At 71.8% G+C, this 18,881-nt stretch carries 18 protein-coding genes; 7 read left to right on the forward strand and 11 right to left on the reverse strand.

The annotated features are described in order from the left end of the window. Positions 1 to 157 precede the first annotated feature (157 nt). From ACZ6ZR_RS14935 to ACZ6ZR_RS14945, 3 genes are all read left to right on the forward strand, one after another. Positions 158 to 361 carry a cold-shock protein gene (locus tag ACZ6ZR_RS14935; RefSeq protein ID WP_030918248.1) on the forward strand — a complete coding sequence of 68 codons (204 nt, stop codon included), beginning with the start codon at positions 158 to 160 and terminating at the stop codon, positions 359 to 361. 367 nt (positions 362 to 728) lie between these two features. Next, on the forward strand, positions 729 to 2,267 hold the full coding sequence (locus ACZ6ZR_RS14940; RefSeq protein WP_465642513.1) for a DEAD/DEAH box helicase: 1,539 nt from the start codon (positions 729 to 731) through the stop codon (positions 2,265 to 2,267). A gap of 54 nt (positions 2,268 to 2,321) precedes the next feature. Beyond that, positions 2,322 to 2,702 (forward strand): CBS domain-containing protein, encoded by a 381-nt coding sequence (locus ACZ6ZR_RS14945; protein ID WP_465642514.1) that lies wholly within the window; start codon positions 2,322 to 2,324, stop codon positions 2,700 to 2,702. A gap of 28 nt (positions 2,703 to 2,730) precedes the next feature. Here ACZ6ZR_RS14945 and ACZ6ZR_RS14950 read toward each other — a convergent pair whose 3' ends face one another. Further along, positions 2,731 to 3,204 (reverse strand): carboxymuconolactone decarboxylase family protein, encoded by a 474-nt coding sequence (locus ACZ6ZR_RS14950; RefSeq protein ID WP_465642515.1) that lies wholly within the window; start codon positions 3,202 to 3,204, stop codon positions 2,731 to 2,733. 102 nt (positions 3,205 to 3,306) lie between these two features. After that, positions 3,307 to 3,933 carry an LbetaH domain-containing protein gene (locus tag ACZ6ZR_RS14955; protein ID WP_465642516.1) on the reverse strand — a complete coding sequence of 209 codons (627 nt, stop codon included), beginning with the start codon at positions 3,931 to 3,933 and terminating at the stop codon, positions 3,307 to 3,309. A 205-nt stretch (positions 3,934 to 4,138) separates the two neighbouring features. On the opposite strand from ACZ6ZR_RS14955, the gene ACZ6ZR_RS14960 reads away from it, so the two are divergent. Together ACZ6ZR_RS14960 and ACZ6ZR_RS14965 are read left to right on the forward strand one after the other, a co-directional pair. Further along, a complete protein-coding gene (locus ACZ6ZR_RS14960; RefSeq protein ID WP_465642517.1) occupies positions 4,139 to 5,683 on the forward strand; it encodes an alkaline phosphatase in 1,545 nt (514 codons plus the stop codon). A gap of 112 nt (positions 5,684 to 5,795) precedes the next feature. Then, a complete protein-coding gene (locus ACZ6ZR_RS14965) occupies positions 5,796 to 6,308 on the forward strand; it encodes a hypothetical protein (protein WP_465642518.1) in 513 nt (170 codons plus the stop codon). Positions 6,309 to 6,380: 72 nt separating this feature from the next. On the opposite strand, the gene ACZ6ZR_RS14970 is transcribed toward ACZ6ZR_RS14965, so the two are convergent. The 7 genes from ACZ6ZR_RS14970 to ACZ6ZR_RS15000 all read right to left on the reverse strand — a co-directional run bounded on the left by ACZ6ZR_RS14970 (position 6,381) and on the right by ACZ6ZR_RS15000 (position 15,400). Beyond that, entirely contained in the window at positions 6,381 to 7,862 is a 1,482-nt protein-coding gene (locus ACZ6ZR_RS14970) for an alpha/beta hydrolase (protein WP_465642519.1), read from the reverse strand. Positions 7,863 to 8,063: 201 nt separating this feature from the next. After that, complete coding sequence (locus ACZ6ZR_RS14975; protein WP_465642520.1) at positions 8,064 to 8,471, reverse strand: SHOCT domain-containing protein; 408 nt, start codon at positions 8,469 to 8,471, stop codon at positions 8,064 to 8,066. Between the two features lie 94 nt (positions 8,472 to 8,565). Beyond that, a complete protein-coding gene (locus ACZ6ZR_RS14980; RefSeq protein ID WP_465642521.1) occupies positions 8,566 to 10,104 on the reverse strand; it encodes a vanadium-dependent haloperoxidase in 1,539 nt (512 codons plus the stop codon). 158 nt (positions 10,105 to 10,262) lie between these two features. Continuing rightward, positions 10,263 to 12,140, reverse strand: a complete 1,878-nt coding sequence (locus ACZ6ZR_RS14985; RefSeq protein ID WP_465642522.1) for an FAD/NAD(P)-binding protein — start codon at positions 12,138 to 12,140, stop codon at positions 10,263 to 10,265. 210 nt (positions 12,141 to 12,350) lie between these two features. Continuing rightward, positions 12,351 to 12,899: a DoxX family membrane protein gene (locus ACZ6ZR_RS14990; RefSeq protein ID WP_465642523.1), complete on the reverse strand. Its 549-nt coding sequence runs from the start codon at positions 12,897 to 12,899 to the stop codon at positions 12,351 to 12,353. A 208-nt stretch (positions 12,900 to 13,107) separates the two neighbouring features. Further along, positions 13,108 to 14,325 (reverse strand): L,D-transpeptidase, encoded by a 1,218-nt coding sequence (locus ACZ6ZR_RS14995; RefSeq protein WP_465642524.1) that lies wholly within the window; start codon positions 14,323 to 14,325, stop codon positions 13,108 to 13,110. Between the two features lie 202 nt (positions 14,326 to 14,527). Beyond that, entirely contained in the window at positions 14,528 to 15,400 is an 873-nt protein-coding gene (locus ACZ6ZR_RS15000) for a hypothetical protein (protein WP_465642525.1), read from the reverse strand. 242 nt (positions 15,401 to 15,642) lie between these two features. Here ACZ6ZR_RS15000 and ACZ6ZR_RS15005 point away from each other — a divergent pair, with 242 nt between their 5' ends. Next, positions 15,643 to 16,557, forward strand: a complete 915-nt coding sequence (locus tag ACZ6ZR_RS15005; RefSeq protein WP_465642526.1) for a carbohydrate kinase family protein — start codon at positions 15,643 to 15,645, stop codon at positions 16,555 to 16,557. Between the two features lie 2 nt (positions 16,558 to 16,559). Here the strand turns inward: ACZ6ZR_RS15005 and ACZ6ZR_RS15010 are convergent, their stop codons facing one another. After that, positions 16,560 to 16,832 (reverse strand): hypothetical protein, encoded by a 273-nt coding sequence (locus tag ACZ6ZR_RS15010; protein ID WP_465642527.1) that lies wholly within the window; start codon positions 16,830 to 16,832, stop codon positions 16,560 to 16,562. A gap of 143 nt (positions 16,833 to 16,975) precedes the next feature. On the opposite strand from ACZ6ZR_RS15010, the gene ACZ6ZR_RS15015 reads away from it, so the two are divergent. Further along, positions 16,976 to 17,416 carry a DUF7144 family membrane protein gene (locus ACZ6ZR_RS15015; RefSeq protein WP_465642528.1) on the forward strand — a complete coding sequence of 147 codons (441 nt, stop codon included), beginning with the start codon at positions 16,976 to 16,978 and terminating at the stop codon, positions 17,414 to 17,416. A gap of 38 nt (positions 17,417 to 17,454) precedes the next feature. Here ACZ6ZR_RS15015 and lpdA read toward each other — a convergent pair whose 3' ends face one another. Beyond that, complete coding sequence (gene lpdA / locus ACZ6ZR_RS15020; protein ID WP_465642529.1) at positions 17,455 to 18,867, reverse strand: dihydrolipoyl dehydrogenase; 1,413 nt, start codon at positions 18,865 to 18,867, stop codon at positions 17,455 to 17,457. Positions 18,868 to 18,881 lie beyond the last annotated feature (14 nt).

Here is an 18,881-nt window from a genome sequence, read left to right on the forward strand (position 1 = left end):
TTAGTTGCAGTAGTGGTTCCCATGAACGTTGTGTGCGCCTGCTGATGTATCGCAGGCGCATTTTTGTTTCCCGGCTCTTCCCCGGGTGGGTGCTCATCGCGGCGACTCGAAACGCACGCTGTGTGGGTTTCGGACAGCCCCTTGAAGGAGATTTTTTATGGCTAATGGCACTGTGAAGTGGTTCAACGCGGAAAAGGGCTTCGGCTTCATCGAGCAGGAGGGTGGCGGCCCGGACGTGTTCGCCCACTACTCGAACATCAACGCCAACGGCTTCCGTGAGCTGCTCGAGGGCCAGAAGGTCGAGTTCGACGTCACGCAGGGCCAGAAGGGCCCGCAGGCCGAGAACATTCGCCCGCTGTAGTTCTCTGTCGCGGCACCCGCCCGACAGCGAGGGGCCCGCACCGCGCAACACGCTCGGTGCGGGCCCTTCGGCATTGCACCACCGCGCTCCACCACCGGCCGTTCAGGCCCCTTGGCTCCGCCACCGGCAGCCATCCCCACGCGAGGCGCCCTGCGCCGCGTCCGGATCGGCGCCCTGCCGTGAGATCTCACGGTGCGAGGATCCGCCCTCCCGCCACCGGCGGCCGGGCAGACCTGAGGTGACGTGCCGCACGGTTTCACCGTCCACGCCCCGCCCGTTCCATACTTTCGGCCCGTCCCTTGCGGCCTCCTGCCGGCGCCTCGCGCTACGGAGCTACCTCGCGACGTGCCGGCCAGGAAGGTTTCCGATGAACCGCTCCAGTCGCTCCTCCTACCAGAACGCCAACTCCCGCTCCTCCCGCTCCCGCTCCGGCGAGGCCGGCTCCGGAGCGCGCTCCGGGTCGCGCTCCGGCGGCAGCTCCTTCTACGGCGACCGGCCCTCCGGTGGCCAGCGCTCCTCCGGCCGGAGTAGCCGTCAGGGCTCCGGCCCGCAGGGCGAGTTCGCGATGCCGGTCAGCACCACCCCGGCGCTGCCGGCCGTCGAGTCCTTCGACGAGCTGGACATGCCGAAGGCACTGCTGTCGGTGCTGACCCGCCAGGGCGTCACCACGCCGTTCCCGATCCAGGCCGCCACGCTGCCCAACTCGCTGGCCGGCCGCGACGTGCTGGGCCGGGGCCGCACCGGCTCCGGCAAGACCATCGCCTTCGGCCTCGCCGTGCTGGCCCGCACCGCCGGCCGCAAGGCCGAGCCCCGCCGCCCGCTGGCCCTGGTCCTGGTCCCCACCCGCGAGCTCGCGCAGCAGGTCACCGAGGCCCTCACCCCCTACGCCCACGCCGTCCGCCTGAAGATGGCGACCGTGGTCGGCGGGGTGTCCATCGGACGTCAGGCACAGGCGCTGAACCGCGGGGCGGAGGTCGTGGTGGCCACCCCCGGACGCCTCAAGGACCTGATCCAGCGCGGCGACTGCCAGCTCGACGGCGTCGGCGTGACCGTCCTCGACGAGGCCGACCAGATGGCCGACATGGGCTTCCTGCCGCAGGTCACCGAACTGCTCCAGCAGGTCGCCGAGGGCGGCCAGACGATGCTGTTCTCCGCCACCCTGGACCGCAACGTCGACCGGCTGGTGCGCACCTTCCTCAAGGACCCGGTCACCCACTCGGTCGACCCCTCCGCCGGGGCGGTCAGCACCATGGAGCACCACGTGCTGCACGTGCAGAGCAGCGACAAGGACGCCACCATCGCCCACATCGCCTCCCGCGAGGGCGGGGTGATCATGTTCACCGACACCAAGCACGGCGCGGACCGCCTGGTGCGGGACCTGCTCGCCAACGGGGTGAAGGCCGCGGCCCTGCACGGCGGCAAGTCCCAGCCGGAGCGCACCCGCACCCTGGAGCAGTTCCGCACCGGCGCGGTGACCGCGCTGATCGCCACCAACGTCGCCGCCCGGGGCATCCACGTCGACGGCCTCGACCTGGTCGTCAACCTCGACCCGCCGAGCGACCACAAGGACTACCTCCACCGGGCCGGCCGCACCGCGCGCGCGGGCGAGTCCGGCACCGTGGTCACCCTGGTGCTGCCCAACCAGCGCCGCCAGATGGCCCGGATGATGAGCACCGCCGCCATCACCCCCGAGTCCACCCGGCTGCACTCCACCGACGAGGAGCTGGCCCGCATCACCGGCGCCCGCGTCCCGACCGGCATCCCCACCGTCATCGCCGCGCCGGCCGTCGAGCGCCGCGGCCGCTCCACCGACGGGGGCCGCCGCGGCCGCCCCGGTACGGGCCGCGGCGCGCGGACCGGCGGCAGCCGCCGGGGAGCGCCCCGCCGTGTCGCCCTCGCCGCGTAGCCGATCGGGCGTCCCGCCTCACCGCGCACCCACCCGTACCCGAAGGAGCCGCCCGTGAGCATCACCCTGGAACGCCCGACCGCCGACACCACGGTCGGGGACCTCATGCAGCACCCCGGGCTGCAGATCAGCGACGACGCCACCGCCGACAAGGCCATGGACATCCTGCTCAGCTCCGGCGCCGACCACCTGCTGGTCCGCGACGAGGACGGTCACTGTGCCGGCCTGCTGACCCGCCTGCACCTGGCACCGTTCCAGGCCCGCTCCTGGTACACCGAACGGACCCCGGTCCGCGACATCGTCCACGACCGGGGTCCGTTCGCCACCGCCGACATGCCCGTGGGCACCGCGGTCACCGCCATGCGCTCGCGCGGCCTCGACTCCTGGCCGGTCATCGACCACGACGGCCACGCCATCGGCGTGTTCACCGCCTAGGACGTTCTCCCCGGCCGGTGACGTGGCGTCAGGCGAACTGGCCCGGACGGTAGTCGCCGGCCGGGGTCCGCAGGATGACGTTGGCGCGGTTGAAGGCGTTGATCAGGGCGATGGCCCCGATCAGGGCGCCGAGCTGGTCCTCGTCGAAGTGCCGGGCGGCGCGCTGCCAGACCTCGTCGCTGACGCCGCCGGCCGCGTCGGCGATCCGGGTGGCCTCTTCGGTGAGTTCGATGGCGGCGCGCTCGGCCTCGGTGAAGACGGTGGCCTCGCGCCAGGCGGCGACCAGGTTGAGCCGCTCGGGGTTCTCGCCGTGGTGGACGGCGTCCTTGAAGTGCATGTCGGTGCAGAAGCCGCAGCCGTTGATCTGGCTGGCGCGGAGCTTGACCAGCTCCTGGGTGGTGGCGGGGAGGCCCGAGTCCTCCAGGACCTTGCCGGCCGCGATGATGTGCTTGAAGACCTTGCCGAGGACCGGGTTGGTGTAGGGGTTGAGGCGGATCTCCATGGTGTGCTCCCTGTTTCGGTGCTCGTACCGCGTTGTCATCCCTTCGACGGAACGGACCGGCGAGGTGTGACAGCCTCCGGTTGTGACCCGCGTCACGGCCCGTCAGAGCCGGGGCGCCCCGGGGTGGTAGGCGCGCTGGCGCTCGACCGGGGCGGTGGCGAAGTCGCCGCTGCCGTTGACCACCTCGCCGGCCGCCAACTCCAGCCCCCGGGCCAGGCCGTTCCCCTTGAGCACCGCGCCGCGCCCGTCCGGATCGGGGTGGGTGTGGTCGCCGCCGCCCGCCAGCCGGACGGACTGGGCGGTGAGGGCGCCGATCACCTGGCAGCCGTCGCCGATCGCCGAACGGCCCACGATCTCGGGGCCGTTGAGCAGCCTGGTCCGGTCGCCGACGGCGACGACCGCGTCGGCCCGGTTGGCCTTGATCCGGGCGCCGCCGTCGCCGATCAGGTTCCCGTCGCCGATCCGGACCCGGCCGCCCGCCTCGGCGAGCACGGCGGTGCCCGGGCGCAGGACGTTGCCGGAGCCGATCGAGCAGCTACTGAGCCCGTCGCACTCCACCGTCACGCCCGGGTAGAAGACGTTGTCCTGACCGAGCGTCACCCGACGGGAGATCAGCACCGAGAACGGGTCGTGGACCACGTTCCCGTTCCCCGGCGCCAGCAGTTCGGTCACGGTGCGCAGCCCCGCCGCGGTCCGTACCGCGTCCAGCGCGGCGAGCCAGTTCTCCACGAAATCCCCCTCGGTCGTTGAGCTCCGTGCCCGATCGTGCCCCATCGCGGGAGGTGGAGGGGAAGTTGTTCGGACAACGGACACCCATGACGGGTGGCGCGTTCACGCGCCGTCGCTACGGTCACACCGCCCGGCGCTGTCCCGGGTGCGCGCACGGGTGGCTAGCCGGCCGGGTGCGCCGAACCTGTCGAGGAGACGAACCCCTATGCAGCGCAAGGCCTTCAAGGCCGCGTTGGTGCTCGTGACCGCGAGCGCCCTGGTGGGCGGCGCGGTGGTCACCGCCAACGCGGAGCCGTCCGAGCAGTACCGCAACGACCAGGGTCACGACGGCTGGTACGGCGGCGGCAACGACATCCGCAACGTCATCTACATGGTGGGCGACGGCATGGGCCGCACCCACGTGACGGCCGGCCGCGACCGGTTCTACGGTGCCGCGGGCCGCCTGAACATGGAGCGCTTGCCGGTCGTCGGCCAGGTCGCCACCTTCGCGGTCGAGAAGGGCAGCAACAAGCCCGCCCTGGTGACCGACTCGGCGTCCTCCGCCACCGCCTGGTCCTCCGGCGTGAAGACCTACAACGCGGCGCTCGGCGTGGACTCGTACGAGAAGCGCGTCGTGACGCTGATGGAGCAGGCCAAGGCGGCCGGCTTCTCGACCGGCAACGTCTCGACCGCCGAGATCACCGACGCCACCCCGGCCGGCCAGTTCAGCCACGTGCTGCTGCGCGGCTGCCAGGGACCGGTCTACTCGGACGCGGCCTGCCTGCCGAAGAACGCCGACGGCAGCTACGAGGCCAAGCCCTCGGACGCCACCCTGATCACCCCGGTGGCCGAGCAGATCGCCCGCAACGGCACGGCGGACGTCATCCTCGGCGGCGGCCTGGCCCGCTTCGAGCCGGACGACCAGAAGGCGCTGAAGGACCGCGGGTACCAGGTGCTCGGCAGCTTCGGCGACCCCGCGCTGCCCGCCCAGACCGCCGCCAGCCAGAAGGTCGCCACCAAGGCCGACCTGGACGCGGTGCGCAGCGGCAAGGTCGTCGGCCTGTTCAACCGCGGCAACCTGACGGTGGAGGCGGCCAAGTCCGCGCTGCCGGCCGGTGCCCCGGAGAAGGCCGAGCCGGCCCTGGCGGACCTCACCACCAAGGCGATCGACCTGCTCGGCAAGCGCAACCGCAAGGGCTTCTTCCTCCAGGTCGAGGGCGCCCAGATCGACAAGCGCTCGCACGCCAACGACGCCGCCCAGACCCTGGGCGAGATCAAGGCCTTCGACGACGCCGTGGCCAAGGCCGTGGAGTTCGCCAAGCGCGACGGCCACACCCTGGTGATCGTCACCGCCGACCACGAGTGCGCCGGCTTCAACATCATCGAGAAGGGCACCTTCACCAACGCGGAGGCCGCCGCCCCGCCGGTGAACGTGGACGCGGGCAACACCGCCAACAACAGCTCCCCCTCGCGCACCGGTGGCAACACCAAGGACGCGACCCGGTCCACCGGCATCGTGAACGGCGCCGGCTCCAAGGACCCGAAGAACTTCGCCCCGGCCACCTTCCGCACCCCGGACGACGCCGCGGGCGTGGCGGACGGCAGCCCCGAGGCCAGCCTCTGGCTGACCTACCTGTCCGGCAACCACACCGGCGCCGACGTGCCGCTGTTCGCCTTCGGCCCGGGCTCGCAGCGCTACGCCGCCAGCCAGGACAACACCGAGCTGTACGGCAAGATGTACCGCTCGCTCTTCAACCGCTCGCCGCGCTGACCCGCGCCGACACCCCGTCAGGACGGCTGACGACCCGTCCGACACCGGGGGCCGGGAGGGCGCACGCCCCCTCCCGGCCCCCGGCCGTACTCCCGCCCCCAGGAGCCCCGCCGTGCCCGTGAACCGCCGTGCCCTCGTCCTCCCCCTCCTCGCCCTGGCCCTGCTCACCGGCTGCACCTCCGCCACGACGGGGCCGCAGGAGGCCGCGGCGCCGCCCGCTCCGAGCCAGGTCTCGCTGCCGGCGCCCAAGGAGATCCCCTCCCCCACCGCCGCGCTGGCCGGTGCGGTCCGCCCCGGCGAGGTCCGGCTGGAGCAGGGCCCGTTCACCGACCGGGTCTCGCTGACCCGGCTGACCCTCGACAAGGGCTCCGCCGTCGGCGGCCACCTGACCATCACCTCGGACGTCAGCGACGTGCTGGCCCTGGAGCTGCGGGCCGCCTTCTACGACCAGCAGGGGCAGTTGGCCGGCACCGGCACCTTCCGCTACCAGGAGGAGGAGTCCGAGGGCGCCCACCTCGGCCCCCGCGCCGCCGAGTCCGGCATCGACTTCTCGATCCCGGCCGAGAAGCTCACCTCGACCCCGGTCACCGCGGTGCTCTCGCTGCCGGTCCTCGTCAATGAATGAGCGGGGTGACGAATGAGCGTGCCCGCCCCCCGGTGAGGGGGGACGGGCACGCCGTGGGGTGGTGACGTCGGGTCAGACGGCCGGGAAGGGGTCCAGGTCCGGCTTGAGGGTCTGGCCCGGGGCGGGCGGGGTGCGGTCGACCAGGTAGTCGGTGACCAGGGTGTTCAGGGCGGCGCTGCGGCCGACCGCGCAGTGCTCGATGGAGTCGACGGTGACCAGGACGGCGCTGCCGAGCTCGCGCTGCATGCGCTGGGCGAACTTGTACTGGGTGGCCGGGTCGTAGAGGTTGCCGATGACCATCACCGGGTTGGCGGTCTTCTTGTTCCACGGGCCGGTGTAGCGCTCGGAGGTGAGCGCCGGGGCCGGCCAGGTCGCGCACGGGGGCGCGTCGAAGGCCTGGTAGCGGCCGAAGGTCGGGGACTCGAGCTCCCAGGCGCGGGCCAGCAGCGGGAAGAGCTGCGGGACCGGCGGGTACGGCTTGTCCTGGCAGTTGACGCCGTAGTAGGAGTCGTCCGCGGTGTACGGGGTCTCGGCCGGGGCCTCCCGGAGGGCGGCCGGGGCGAGCTTGGCCAGCTGCGCGGCGGCGCCGATCAGCGGCTGACCGCCCGTCAGGGAGCGGGCGCCCTGGGCGTTGATCACGGTGTCCAGGTCCTGGATGGACTTGGCCAGCGGGGCCAGCCTGGTCTGCGCGTACAGCGCGTTGGCGACCTGGCTGGTGAAGGTGGAGAGGGTGACGACGGAGCCGTCGGGCAGGGTCACCGGGTTGGTGCGCAGGTGGTCCCGGATGGCGTCGAAGCGGGCCCGGGTGTCGCCCACGCCGAAGGCGCAGCGCGGGGCCGCGGCCGCGCTGCAGCGCTTGAGGAAGGCGTCCAGCGAGATCTCGAAGCCGTCGGCGCGCTCGCGGTCGTACTCCAGGCCGTCGGCCAGGCGCAGCTGCGGGTCGACGTTGCCGTCGACGATCACGGCGCGGACCTTGGACGGGTACATGTTGGCGTAGGTGGAGCCGATCAGGGTGCCGTAGGAGAAGCCCGCGAAGGTGAGCTGGGCGTCGCCGACGGCCTGCCGCATCCGGTCCAGGTCGCGCACCACGTTCATGGTCGACATGTGCTTGATCAGCGGGCCGGCGTTCTTGCCGCAGGCGGCCGAGTAGGCGCGGTTGGCGGCCATGGTGTCGCGGACCTCGGTCGCGGTGACCGGGACGCCGGTGGCCTTCGCGAAGACCGCGTCGGCCTCCTCGCCGGTGGTGAAGCATCGCAGCGGGTTGCTGCGGGCCACGCCGCGCGGGTCGAAGCCGACCAGGTCGAAGCGGTCCTGGACCTTCTTGGAGAAGCGGCTGGTGGTGGCCCAGAGGTAGCCGCTGCCGCCGGGGCCGCCGGGGTTGAGGAAGAGCGAACCTATTCGGTTGGCCGGGTCGGAGGCCCGGCGGCGCAGCATGGCGATGCCGATCTTCTCGCCGTTCGGCTTGGCGTAGTCCAGCGGCACCGGGTAGGTGGCGCAGTCGTAGATGCCCGGGTCCGGCTTGCTCGGATCGGGATTGCACGGTGTCCAGGACACCGGGTCCACCTTGGCCGGAGCTCCTCCGGCGGACGGCGCGGCGACGGCCACACCGGGTACCAACAACAGGGCGCTGGCCGCAGCCAGGCCCGCACTCCAGACACGAGACACGGAACCCCCCTCGACATGTCCAAATCAGGCGCGGCCAGCATGCCAGTTCGGAGATCGTCGAGGAAGGCCCCGGGCGGGATCGGTTCCGGTTCAGGCCAACAGCTTCGCCTTGGCCTGCTGGAACTCCTCCTCGGTCAGCGTGCCGCCGCTCCGCAGCTCCGCCAGCTTCGCCAACTCGTCGGCCTGGGTGGGCTTCTGACCCCCCGTCGGCTGTCCGCCGGCGGCCTCCTGGACGTAGGCCCGGAAGGCGGCCTCGCTGCGCTGCACCTGTTCGCGGTCCCGTTCGCCCATCGAGCGGCCTCGGGCGACCAGGTAGACCAGCACCCCGAGGTAGGGCAGCAGGATCACGAAGATCAGCCACCCGGCCTTGCCCCAGCCGCCCATGGTGTGGTCGCGGAAAATGTCCCCGATCACCTTGAACAGCAGGAAGAACCAGAGCACCCAGAGGAACAGCCAGAGCATCGTCCAGAAGAGGTTGAGCAGCGGGTAATCGTCCATCGGAACTCCCTCGGACCGCCGCCCGCACCGTGCGGACGGCGGTCCGATCATATGGAGACATTCAGGACATTACGGGCAGGCGCGCCCTGATCCGCTAGCCGACGTTCGGGGTGGTCCCGGCGAAGTACTGGCGGGCGACGTTGTACGCGTTGTTCGCCACGTTCCGGCCGAGCAGCGCGCCCTGCTCCTTGTCGAAGCGCCAGTGCACACCGCCGTAGAGGCGGGACATGCCGTCCTCGTCGGCCGCCTGGCTGAAGGTGTCCCACTTCAGCGTGACGTCCGCGGCCGGGGCGTTGGTGTCGTACTTCAGGCTGCCGGCCTTGACCACGGCGCTCTCGCCGTAGGTGTCGCTGCCGGTCCACAGCTTCATGTACTCGCCCCAGGTGGCGCCCCAGACCGAGTGGCCGGAGATGTACGAGGTGAAGGCCGGGGTCGGCAGGTAGGACTTCCAGTCCTTGCCGTCCATGGCGACGGTGCCCTGGCCGGGACCGCCGAAGGACTGGATCTGCCGGCCGTCGTAGGCGTAGCGCATCATGGTGAGCGGGCGGGCGTAGTCGAAGTACTTCTTCGACTCCCAGGCCGCGTTGCCGCTGTCGCCCATCGCCAGGTTGAGCCCGAAGAACATCTTCACGTCCTGGCTCAGGGTGTGGAAGTCGCGGCGGGCGACCCACTGGGCCTGGCGGTTCTGGTGACCGGTCGGGCCCTCCTTGGGCTCGATCCAGAACTCGGCTATCGCCTTCTGGCGGTCCGTCAGACCGGCGCTGATCTGGCGCAGCTCCTCGACCGCGGCGGTGGCCTGCGGGGTGCCGTAGGCCGGCGGGGCGATCGGCCGGAACTGGCTGTTGGAGCGCAGCGCGTACGGCTTGGTGGTCGCGAACTGGAGACCGGCGAACTTCTGGGTCACGCCGTTGACGATCAGCGGGCTCCAGCGGTCCGGGGCGATCACCTTCGACTTGTCGAAGGCGTTGAGGTCCTGCGCCGGGTTGAGCGGGGTGTAGCCGGAGGTGCCCGGGTCGGAGTAGGCGGGGGTGCCGAGCTGGTTGGCCCCGTCGTCGTGGCGGTAGTTCAGCACCGCGTCGCAGGCGGTGTGCGCGATGCCGGCCGGGGTGGAGGTGTTGACCTCGGCGTTGGCCGGGTCGTAGCCCTGCTGCTGGAGCAGCGCGTCGAAGCTCGCGGTCTGCTGCGGGAACAGGTCCTTCAGCGCGCGGTGCGCGGCGTAGGCGACGGCGGCCTTGCGGTTGGCGTAGCTCCGCTTCCACCAGACCTGGCGCAGCTGGCCGCCGAGGCGGGTGCCGATCGCCCGGGCGTCGTACGCGGCCCAGGCGTCGTAGGCACAGGTGGAGACGATCGCGTGGTAGCGGGCGGCGACCGTGGGAAGGACGTTGGGGGCGCCGTTCAGGTCCACCTGGGCGATGGTGGCCTGGACGGTCTTCTCGTTCCAGGCGAGCAGCAGGTTGGCCCCGCCGTCCTCGTACTCGGCCCAGCTCTCCTGCAGGGCGAACCGGCTGGCGGCCGAGTCCGCGGTGTCCTCGGCGGCGGTGGCGACGCCGGTGGCCAGGGTACCGGCGGACAGCACGGCCGCCACGGCGAGCACGGTGCTCCGGCGCAGGCCGGTGGCGAGGGTGGATCTCATGGATACGCGTCCCTTCGATCGGGTGGACCTCACGACGCGGGACACTCTCGACCGACGCGCCACGGCCCCTCCAGTCGAATTCCGACACTTCGTCAGAGTTGACCGGAGGGGCCGCTTCCCTTTCCGTTGAAGGGCAGTTGGGCGGTGGTGCGGGTGGATCAGCGGGCCGCCGCCGAGGTGAGGGACCGGAGCTCGGTACGGGCCGCGGTGCGCAGCATGTCGGAGGCGATGGCGTCGGCGTCCTGGCGGAAGAGGGTGTTGAGGCCCGGCTTGCCGCTGCCGACCTGGGTGAACCAGCGGGTGTGCTCGGTCGGGATGCCCAGCGCGTACAGGTCGGGGTGGACGGTGCCGTCGGCGGCGATCAGGCGGAACGGGGCCGGGGTGACGTTCAGACCGCCGGTGTAGACGATCCCGCCGGTCGTCTCGTCGACGTGCTGGTACTCGCCGATGGTGCCGTCGGCCAGCAGGGAGCGGGTCAGCGGGGAGGTGTCGCGGTAGAGGTCGGGGGTGGGGATGCGGGCGTCGATCAGGGCGGTGGCGGTCCGCTCGGAGCCGTTCACCTGCGGGGAGGAGATCCGGAAGGTGCCGCTCTGCTCGTCGGCGGCGAAGTCGGTTGCGGGGCCGGCCACCTCGACCACCCCGGCCTCGATCAGGGCGACCAGCTGCTCGACCCGGGCGATCGGCGGACCGGCCGAGAGCAGCGAGTTGACGGGCAGGAAGTCGCGCTGGAACTCGCGGGCGTAGCTGTCCGGGCGCAGGCCGCCGAAGTCGACCGCCTCGCGCACCACGTTGCGGATGTCGCGCAGCACGTCCAGCGCGGCCTTCAGCGGGCCCTCGGCGTTGCCCTGCTCTGCGGCGGCCAGGTCGGCCCGCATCACCTCCAGCAGGCGGGCCTCGAACTCCCGGCTGTCGGCGAAGAGTTCGCCCTGGAACGGGCGGGCCAGCGCCTGCAGGTCGATCGGCTCGGCCGGGGTGGTGGCGCCGGTGCGGCGGTGCGCCTCCTGGTGGACGTGGTCCACCTCCCGCATCAGCAGCGGCAGCACGTCCTCGTTGAAGACCAGCTGGCCGCTGCCGGTCTCGGCCAGCCGGCGGGCCCGGGCCTCGGCCACCGCCTGCTTGGTGAGGAAGACCGGGGTGTGGGTGTGGTCGGGGTCCTTCTGGTTGCGGCCGCGGGCCGGGATCGGCAGGCCGCTGCGCGAGCCGGTGACGATCTTCGGCTCCAGGCCGCTGGGCAGGTAGCGCAGCGCCTCGCCGTCCCGCTCGAACAGCCCGCCACGGCCGATGGTCAGACTGAGCATCACGTCGTAGAAGGAGAGCCCGAGACCGCGGATCGCGACGGTGGAGCCGGGGGCGATGGTGTCCTTGTCCAGCTTCATGTCGGCGGCGGAGTCCCCGCACAGGTAGGCGGTGCCCGGGTGGCGCTCGGTGAAGGCGAGCATCCGCCGCTCGAACTCGTCCGGCTGGTTGGTCGGGTGGCCGGTGGCCAGCAGCACCTTGTCTGCCTCGATCAGGTAGGGCACGTGGTACGGCGCCAGGTCGACCCGGAGCACGTGGCCGCCGGCGCCGCGCGGCACGATGTGCTCCACCCGGCCGTTCAGCTCGACCACCTCGACCCGCTCCGGCAGGCTGGCCAGGATGCTCCGGTAGACGGCCTGCTGGTACTGGCCGTAGCGCTGCCGGGAGGCGTAGTCGTCCGGGCCCAGCAGCGGCTCGCCGTGGGTGACGGCCCGCTCGGCGATCCACTGGCCCAGCGAGGGGCCGGCACCGGGGCGGGCCGGGCCGCCGTCCGGGTCACCCGAGTACATCGTCACCTGGCCGACCACCGTGTTCATCGTGAACCAGTCGTCCTGGTCCGTGCGCCACACCCGGCCGGAGCCGATCTCCACCGCGTCGATGACGTGGATGCGGACCTGACGGCCGCTCAGCTCACCGTCGTTCAGCCGGGCGGCCAGGCGCTCCAGTACGGAGAGGCCGCGCGGACCGGAACCGACGACGGCGATGGAGAGGGGCTCGGTGGCAGTGGCGTCAGTGGTCACGATTTCCGTCCTTGGTGAGGGTGCCGGTTTCGATGACACAAACGTACGGCCGAATTCCCGGCATTGTTCCCCGGGGCCGCCGATGGGGGATCTCGGAGAATCCGGTGATCCGAATTCTGGAATTCCCCCGGAAAAGCAAGAACCGGAGGACGGCGTCATCGCCGTCCCCCGGCCGGGGGAATCCGTTCAGCTCGGTGGGGCGAGGGTCGGTCAGGCCGTCACGGCGGCCGGCCGGACGTGCTCCAGCTCCTCGATCTGCTGCTGGAGCTGCCGGCGCTGACGCCGGTCCTGACGGGTCAGCACCAGGGCCGAGGTGACCGCCGCGATCAGCACCAGGTTCTTCAGGATGTACTGGCCCTCCAGCGTGCCGACCATCGGCATCACCCAGGTGACCTCGGGGAACAGGATCAGCGGGGCGGTCGTCCCGGCCATGTGGCCGAGGAACGCCAGGTAGGTGAGCCGGGGGATCCGGCCGCTCAGTAAGACCAGGCCGAAGCCGACCTCGAAGACCGCGATCAGCACGCAGGCGAGGTGCCCGTGCAGCACGCCGAAGGTCAGCGCCTCGGTGGTGCGGACCGCCAGCGGCTCGGCCGGACTGAGCCCGGGCCAGAACTTCGGCAGGCCGAACCAGATGAACACCAGGGCCACGCTCACCCTGAGCAGCAGCGAGAGGCGGCCCTCCATGCTGACGGGCAGGATTTCGGCGCGGATGCGCCTTCGGATCGTGACGGCGGAAGAGCGTTCTCTGGTGCTGGGCATCGTCGATTCTCGCTTTCTCGGAGACTCCGAGGGACGGGGAGTCCGCACCGAAATGGAAAGCGTGGTACTGCGTCTCCATTTCCTGTGGGTTTTCTACTTCCACAAATGTACGGTCCACGCTCGACCCGTGGCCGTTCGTCCCTTCGATGGGGGGTGCCCGGCAAACCCGATGGGCACCCCCTCCCGAGTCAGCGCTGACGCGCCGTCATCACCACTTGCTCCAGTCGATGTTCCAGCCGCTCATGCCGTTGGACGCGTCCACCTGCTTGCCCACGGAGTTCTTCACCGTCACCACGTCGCCGACGATCGAGGCGTCGTAGAAGCTGCCGGCCGGGGTGTCCGCCGAGCCGTCGCCGGCCGTGTCGTACAAGCCGATGCAGCCGTGGCTGGTGTTCTGGCTGCCGAAGACCGACCGGGCCACGTTCTTGCCGTGCACGTAGGTGCCGGTCGGGGTGAGCCGCAGGGCGTGCGGCATCTCGACCTTGTAGGCCGGGCCCTCGTGGTTGGGCACCGTGCTGGAGTCCATGGTGGTGGTGCCCTCCTTGGCCATCACCACCATGGTCCCGTTGAAGGTGTTCTGGGAGGCCGGCTCGCTGGCCCCCGCGCTGATCGGCACGGTGAACGGCGCCTTGCCCTCCTCCGTCACCACCATCTGCTTCGAGGTCGCGTCCGCGACGCTGACCCGGGAGCGGCCGATGTTGAAGGTCTGGGTGCTGTTGACCTCGCCGTAGACCCCGGGCGAGGTCTCCACGCTCTTGAGGTCGTACTTGACCGTCACCTTGCTGTTCGACTTCCAGTACTTCTCCGGGCGGAAGTCCACCCGCTGGGTGCCGAACCAGTGCGGCTTCACCACGGCGTTGTCGGCGGTCTGGAAGCTGACCGCCTTCTCCACCGCCTCCTTGTCCTTCACCGGGGTGGTGAAGGTGAGCGAGACGATCATGCCGACGCCGTAGGTCTGGTTGTCCGCGACGTTGTCCCGCGGGCCCGCGCCCTTCTTCGGGGTCAGCGTGGTGAAGGTGCTCTTCTTACTGGCCGCCACGCCCTTGTCGTCCACCGCCTGGGCGTCCACCTGGTAGTCGGTGGAGACCTCCAGGTTGTTCTTCGGCGCCCAGCCCAGACCGTCCGCGGTCAGCTCGCCCGGCACCTCGGCGCCGTCCTTGCCGGTCACCTTGACGGTGGTCAGCTTGCCGCCCGCCACCGCCACCTTCAGCACGCCGGACGGCTTGACCTCCTTGGTCCCGTCCGCCGGCTCCACGCTCACCACGGCCGCCGAGGTCTTCGGCGCCTCCGACGACGGCTTCCCGCCACCTTCACCACCGCTGCCACCACTGCCACTGCCGCCGCCGGTACTGCCGCTGCACGCCGCCGTCAGCATCAGCACGCCGCCGACCACGCCCGCAACCAGGGCCCTGTCTGCCCGCCTCATCCGTGTACTCCCCACATCGCCTACGGTCTCTGTATACGTCCACACGGGGGGTGAAGGTTGCGTCAGGTGACCCAGTCCTTGTCACGAATGGGCAACAGCTGCACGGACCGCCCCACGACGGCTCGGTGAACGCCCGGCAGCCGGCCGGGTCACCCGCCCATCATGCGGCCCGACTCCTCGGCGGCGGCGGCTGGGGTCCCCCTCACCACTCCCCCGGCGGACGGGCGGACGGCTCGGCCGCGGCCAGCTCGACGGCGGTGCGGGAGGCCGTCAGGCCCGGCAGGGTCCGGACGTCCGCACCGGTCAACTGCCGCCAGCGCAGCAGCTGCTGCTCCAGCTCCTCCGTCGGCAGCCGCAGGGCGCGAGCCGCCCTCGGCGGGTCGAAGCCGTGGTCGGCGAAGGCCCGGACCGCCTCGGCCAGGTACGGGTACGTGCGGGCGGCCGCCACCGCCGGGGCCAGCAGCGGATCCAGCCGGTCCACGGCGGCGGCCGTCACCGCCAGCGGCCACAGCTCCGCGTACCGCCACACGCCCGGGCGACCCGCCGCCAGCCGGTGCGCGGCCCGGGCGTCCCGCACCGAGCGGCGGGCCGCCTCCGGGCCGATCCGCTCCAGGCCGACGGCCACGCAGCCGCCGCCGAGCAGTGCGGTCACGGCCCGCTCCTCCGCCCCCTGACCCAGGATCAGCCAGCCTCCCGGCGGGCCGTCCGGAGCCACCACCGCGAACCGGCCCGGCACCCGGCCCAGCCGCTCCCGCAGCCGCTCCGCCCCCGCCTCGCCCGGGGCCGCCGCCGCCCGGCCGGCCAGCCACGCCTGGAAGGACACCGCCGGATCGAACCCCGCCGCCTCCGCCCCCGCCCGCAGCTCCCCCTCCGGGCCCGCCCCGGCCGCCAGCCGCACCAACCGCTCCCGCGCGGCCAGCACCTCCCGGTGCCCGTGCACCAGCGCCGCCACCACCCCGGCCGCCCCCTCCCCCGGGTACGCCCGCCGGTACCCCGCCAGCACGGCCGCGAGCCCGGCCCCCTCCGCCGCCCCGGCCGCCCCGTACCGCCGGGCCGCCTCCTCCTCGATGCTCACCACCCACGCCCCTCCCGCCCCAGGAGCGACCAACATAACGGCCCCGAACGGTCACGCCCAGGGGCTCAGGTTGGTGAGGCCGGGGGCGCGAGGAACTGCGCGCGGGGGAACGGCAGCACGTGCAACTGGCTGACGTGCCCTCAGTTTCAGGTGAGCCGTCTTCCGAACTAGCGCCCCCGGGCGCACGTCCGCGGCACGTCGGTACGGTGGGCCGGTCGTCGTTGGTGGGTGGAGGGCATGGCGTGAGTGCGTTCGTGGTGGTCGGGGAGAGCGTGGCGGACATCGTGCGGGTGGCCGGGCGGGAGGACGTGGTGCATGCCGGGGGGAGTCCGGCGAACGTCGCGTACGGGCTGGCCAGGCTGGGGCGGCGGGCCGCGCTGCTGACGCAGTTGGGGGCCGACCCGGTCGGGGAGCTGATCGCGGCTCACCTGCGCGGCGCCGGGGTGGAGCTGCTGACGGACGGTCAGACCGGGGTGGCGACCCCCACCGCCGTGGTGACGCTGGGGCCGGACGGGCAGCCGTCCTACGACCTGGACGTGCGCTGGACCCTCGCGGACACGGAGGCGGCGCCCGCCGACCATCTGCACCTGGGCTCGGTGTCCGCCGTGCTGGCGCCCGGCGCCGCCGCGGTGCTGGCCCTCGCGGAGCGGATGCGCGCCGCCGGAGCGAGCGTCAGCTACGACCCCAACGTCCGCCCCGCCCTGCTCGGCACCCCGGACATCGCGCTGCCGCGGGTGGAGCGCTGCGTCGCGGTGGCCGACCTGGTGAAGGCCAGCGACGAGGACCTGGCCTGGCTGTACCCGGGCCGGACGGAGCGGGAGGTGGCCGAGCACTGGCTGGCCCTCGGCCCGGCCGTGGTGCTGGTGACCCGGGGCGCCGCCGGCTCCGCCGCGTACACCCGGTACGCCGAGGCCGAGCAGGCCGCCGCCCCGGCCGAGGTGGTGGACACGGTCGGGGCGGGGGACGCGTTCACGGCGGCGGCGCTGGACCGGCTGGCCTCCCGGGGGCTGCTGGGTGCGGCGGCCCGGCCGACGCTGGCGGTGCTCGACCAGCGGGAGCTGATCCGGCTGCTGCGGCACGCGGGCCGGGCCGCCGCCCTCACCGTCTCCCGGGCGGGCGCCAACCCGCCGAGCGCGGCCGAGCTCTCAGCCCGCTGACATCAGCCGGACGACACCGCCGGCATCGGGTGCGCGGCACCGGCGATCTCCAGCACGCAGACCGGCGGGTCGCTCGGGCCGATCCGGACGGTGAACGGCACCGGCGGGTCCTCGGGCAGGGTGTCCTCCAGGGTCCACGGCCCCTTGCCGGTCAGCCGGAGGCTGCCGACCTCCTTGCCGTCGACCAGCAGCTCGGCCTCGGCGTGCAGGCCCTGCCGGAGGAAGACGGTGACGGAGTGCCCGCCCTGGTCGCGGTGAAATCGGTGACGGCGCATACCGAACCCCTCTCGCCGCTTCCATCGTCCCCCGCCACCGGGAGGCCGTCCATCTGCCGCCCGGCCCGGGATGCCGGATACTGACCACCCTCACATACTGGGACAAAACTGGCACTCCGTCAGTTCGCTCCCAGGAGGCAGCCATGGCCCAGGCGTCCGGCCCGCTCTACGACCCGTCAGGCCCCGTACCGTCCCGGGGCGGTGCGCGCCGGTCCAACTCCGGGGCGGTCACCGGCCTGGTGCTGTTCGCCGGCGTGATGATGGCGGTCAGCGGGGTGATCGGGATCCTCCAGGGCGTGGTGGCGCTCGCCAAGGACGACGTCTACCTGACCACGCCGAACTACACCTTCTCGTTCAGCCTGACGTCCTGGGGCTGGATCCACCTGCTGCTCGGCGCGGTGCTCGCCCTGGTCGGCTTCGGGATGCTCACCGGCGCGGCCTGGGCGAGGGTGGTCGGCATCGCCCTGGTCTCGCTGCACCTGGTGCTGAACTTCCTCTTCCTGCCCTACTACCCGCTCTGGTCGCTGATCGCCATCGCGATCGACGCCTTCGTGGTCTGGGCCCTCTGCACCTACCGCGACTGACGCCCGGCAGGCCCCCAGAGGGCCCGGACCACGGCCGGTCACATGTTGATCATGTGGCCGGCCAGGCCGTGCACGGCCTCCTTGACGGCCTCGCCGAGGGTCGGGTGGGCGTGCACGTTGCGGGCCACCTCGTGCACGGTGAGGTCCCACTGCTGGGCCAGCGTCAGCTCGGGCAGCAGCTCGGTGACCTCGGGGCCGATCATGTGGGCGCCGAGCAGCTCGCCGTGGGTCTCGTCGCTGATCACCTTGACGAAGCCGACCGGGTGGCCCAGCCCGTGCGCCTTGCCGTTGGCGGTGAACGGGAACTTGGAGACCTTCACCGCGTAGCCGAGCTCGCGGGCCTGGGCCTCGGTGTAGCCGAAGCTGGCGATCTGCGGCTGGCAGTAGGTGGCGCGCGGGATCATCGCGAAGTCCACCTCCATGGTCTCCGCGTCGCCGATGGTCTCGGCCGCGATGATCGCCATCGCCTCGGCGGCGTGAGCCAGCATCAGCTTCGCGGTCACGTCGCCGATCGCGAAGATGTGGTCCACGCTGGTGCGGCCCCGGCCGTCGATCGCGATGGCGCCGCGGTCGGTGAGCTTGACCCCGGCGTTCTCCAGGCCGTAGCCCTGGGTGCGCGGCGCGAAGCCGATCGCCTGGAGCACCTTGTCGGCCTCCAGCACCTGCTGCACGCCGTCCTTGGTGACGGTGACCTTCACCTTGGCCGCCGGGTCGCTGTCGTCGATCGACTCGACCCGGGTGGAGGTGAGCACCTGGATGCCCAGCTTCTTGTACTGCTTCGCCAGCTCGGCCGAGACCTCGGCGTCCTCCAGCGGCACCATCCGGTCGAGGAACTCGACGATGGTGACCTGCACGCCGTAGTTGTGCAGCACGTAGGCGAACTCGACGCCGATCGCGCCGGCGCCCGCGATGATGATGCTGCCGGGCAGCTGGTCGGTGAGGATCTGCTCCTCGTACGTCACCACCCGGTCGCTCAGGCTGGTGCCGGGCAGCAGGCGGGTGGAGGCGCCGGTGGCGATGACGCAGTGGTCGAAGGTGACCAGCTCGAAGCCGCCGCCGTTCAGCTCGACCTGGAGGGTGTGGTCGTCGACGAAGGTGCCACGGCCGTCGTACTCCGTGATCCCGTTCTTCTTCATCAGGTAGTGGACGCCCTTGACCCGGCCGTCGGCGACCGTGCGGCTGCGCTTGAACGCCTCGGTGTAGTCGAAGCTGACCGAGCCCTCGACCTTGATGCCGAAGGTCTTGGCCTCCTTGGTGAAGATGTGCGCCAGCTCGGCGTTGCGCAGCAGCGCCTTGGACGGGATGCAGCCGACGTTCAGACAGACGCCGCCCCAGTACTTGGACTCGATCACGGCCGTGCGCAGGCCCAGTTGGGCTGAGCGGACGGCCGCGGTGTAGCCACCGGGCCCGGCACCGAGGACGACGACGTCGTAGTGTGCTGCGCTGCTCATGCGGATGTGCTCCT

It is taken from the genome of Kitasatospora sp. NPDC088742, from assembly GCF_055584905.1.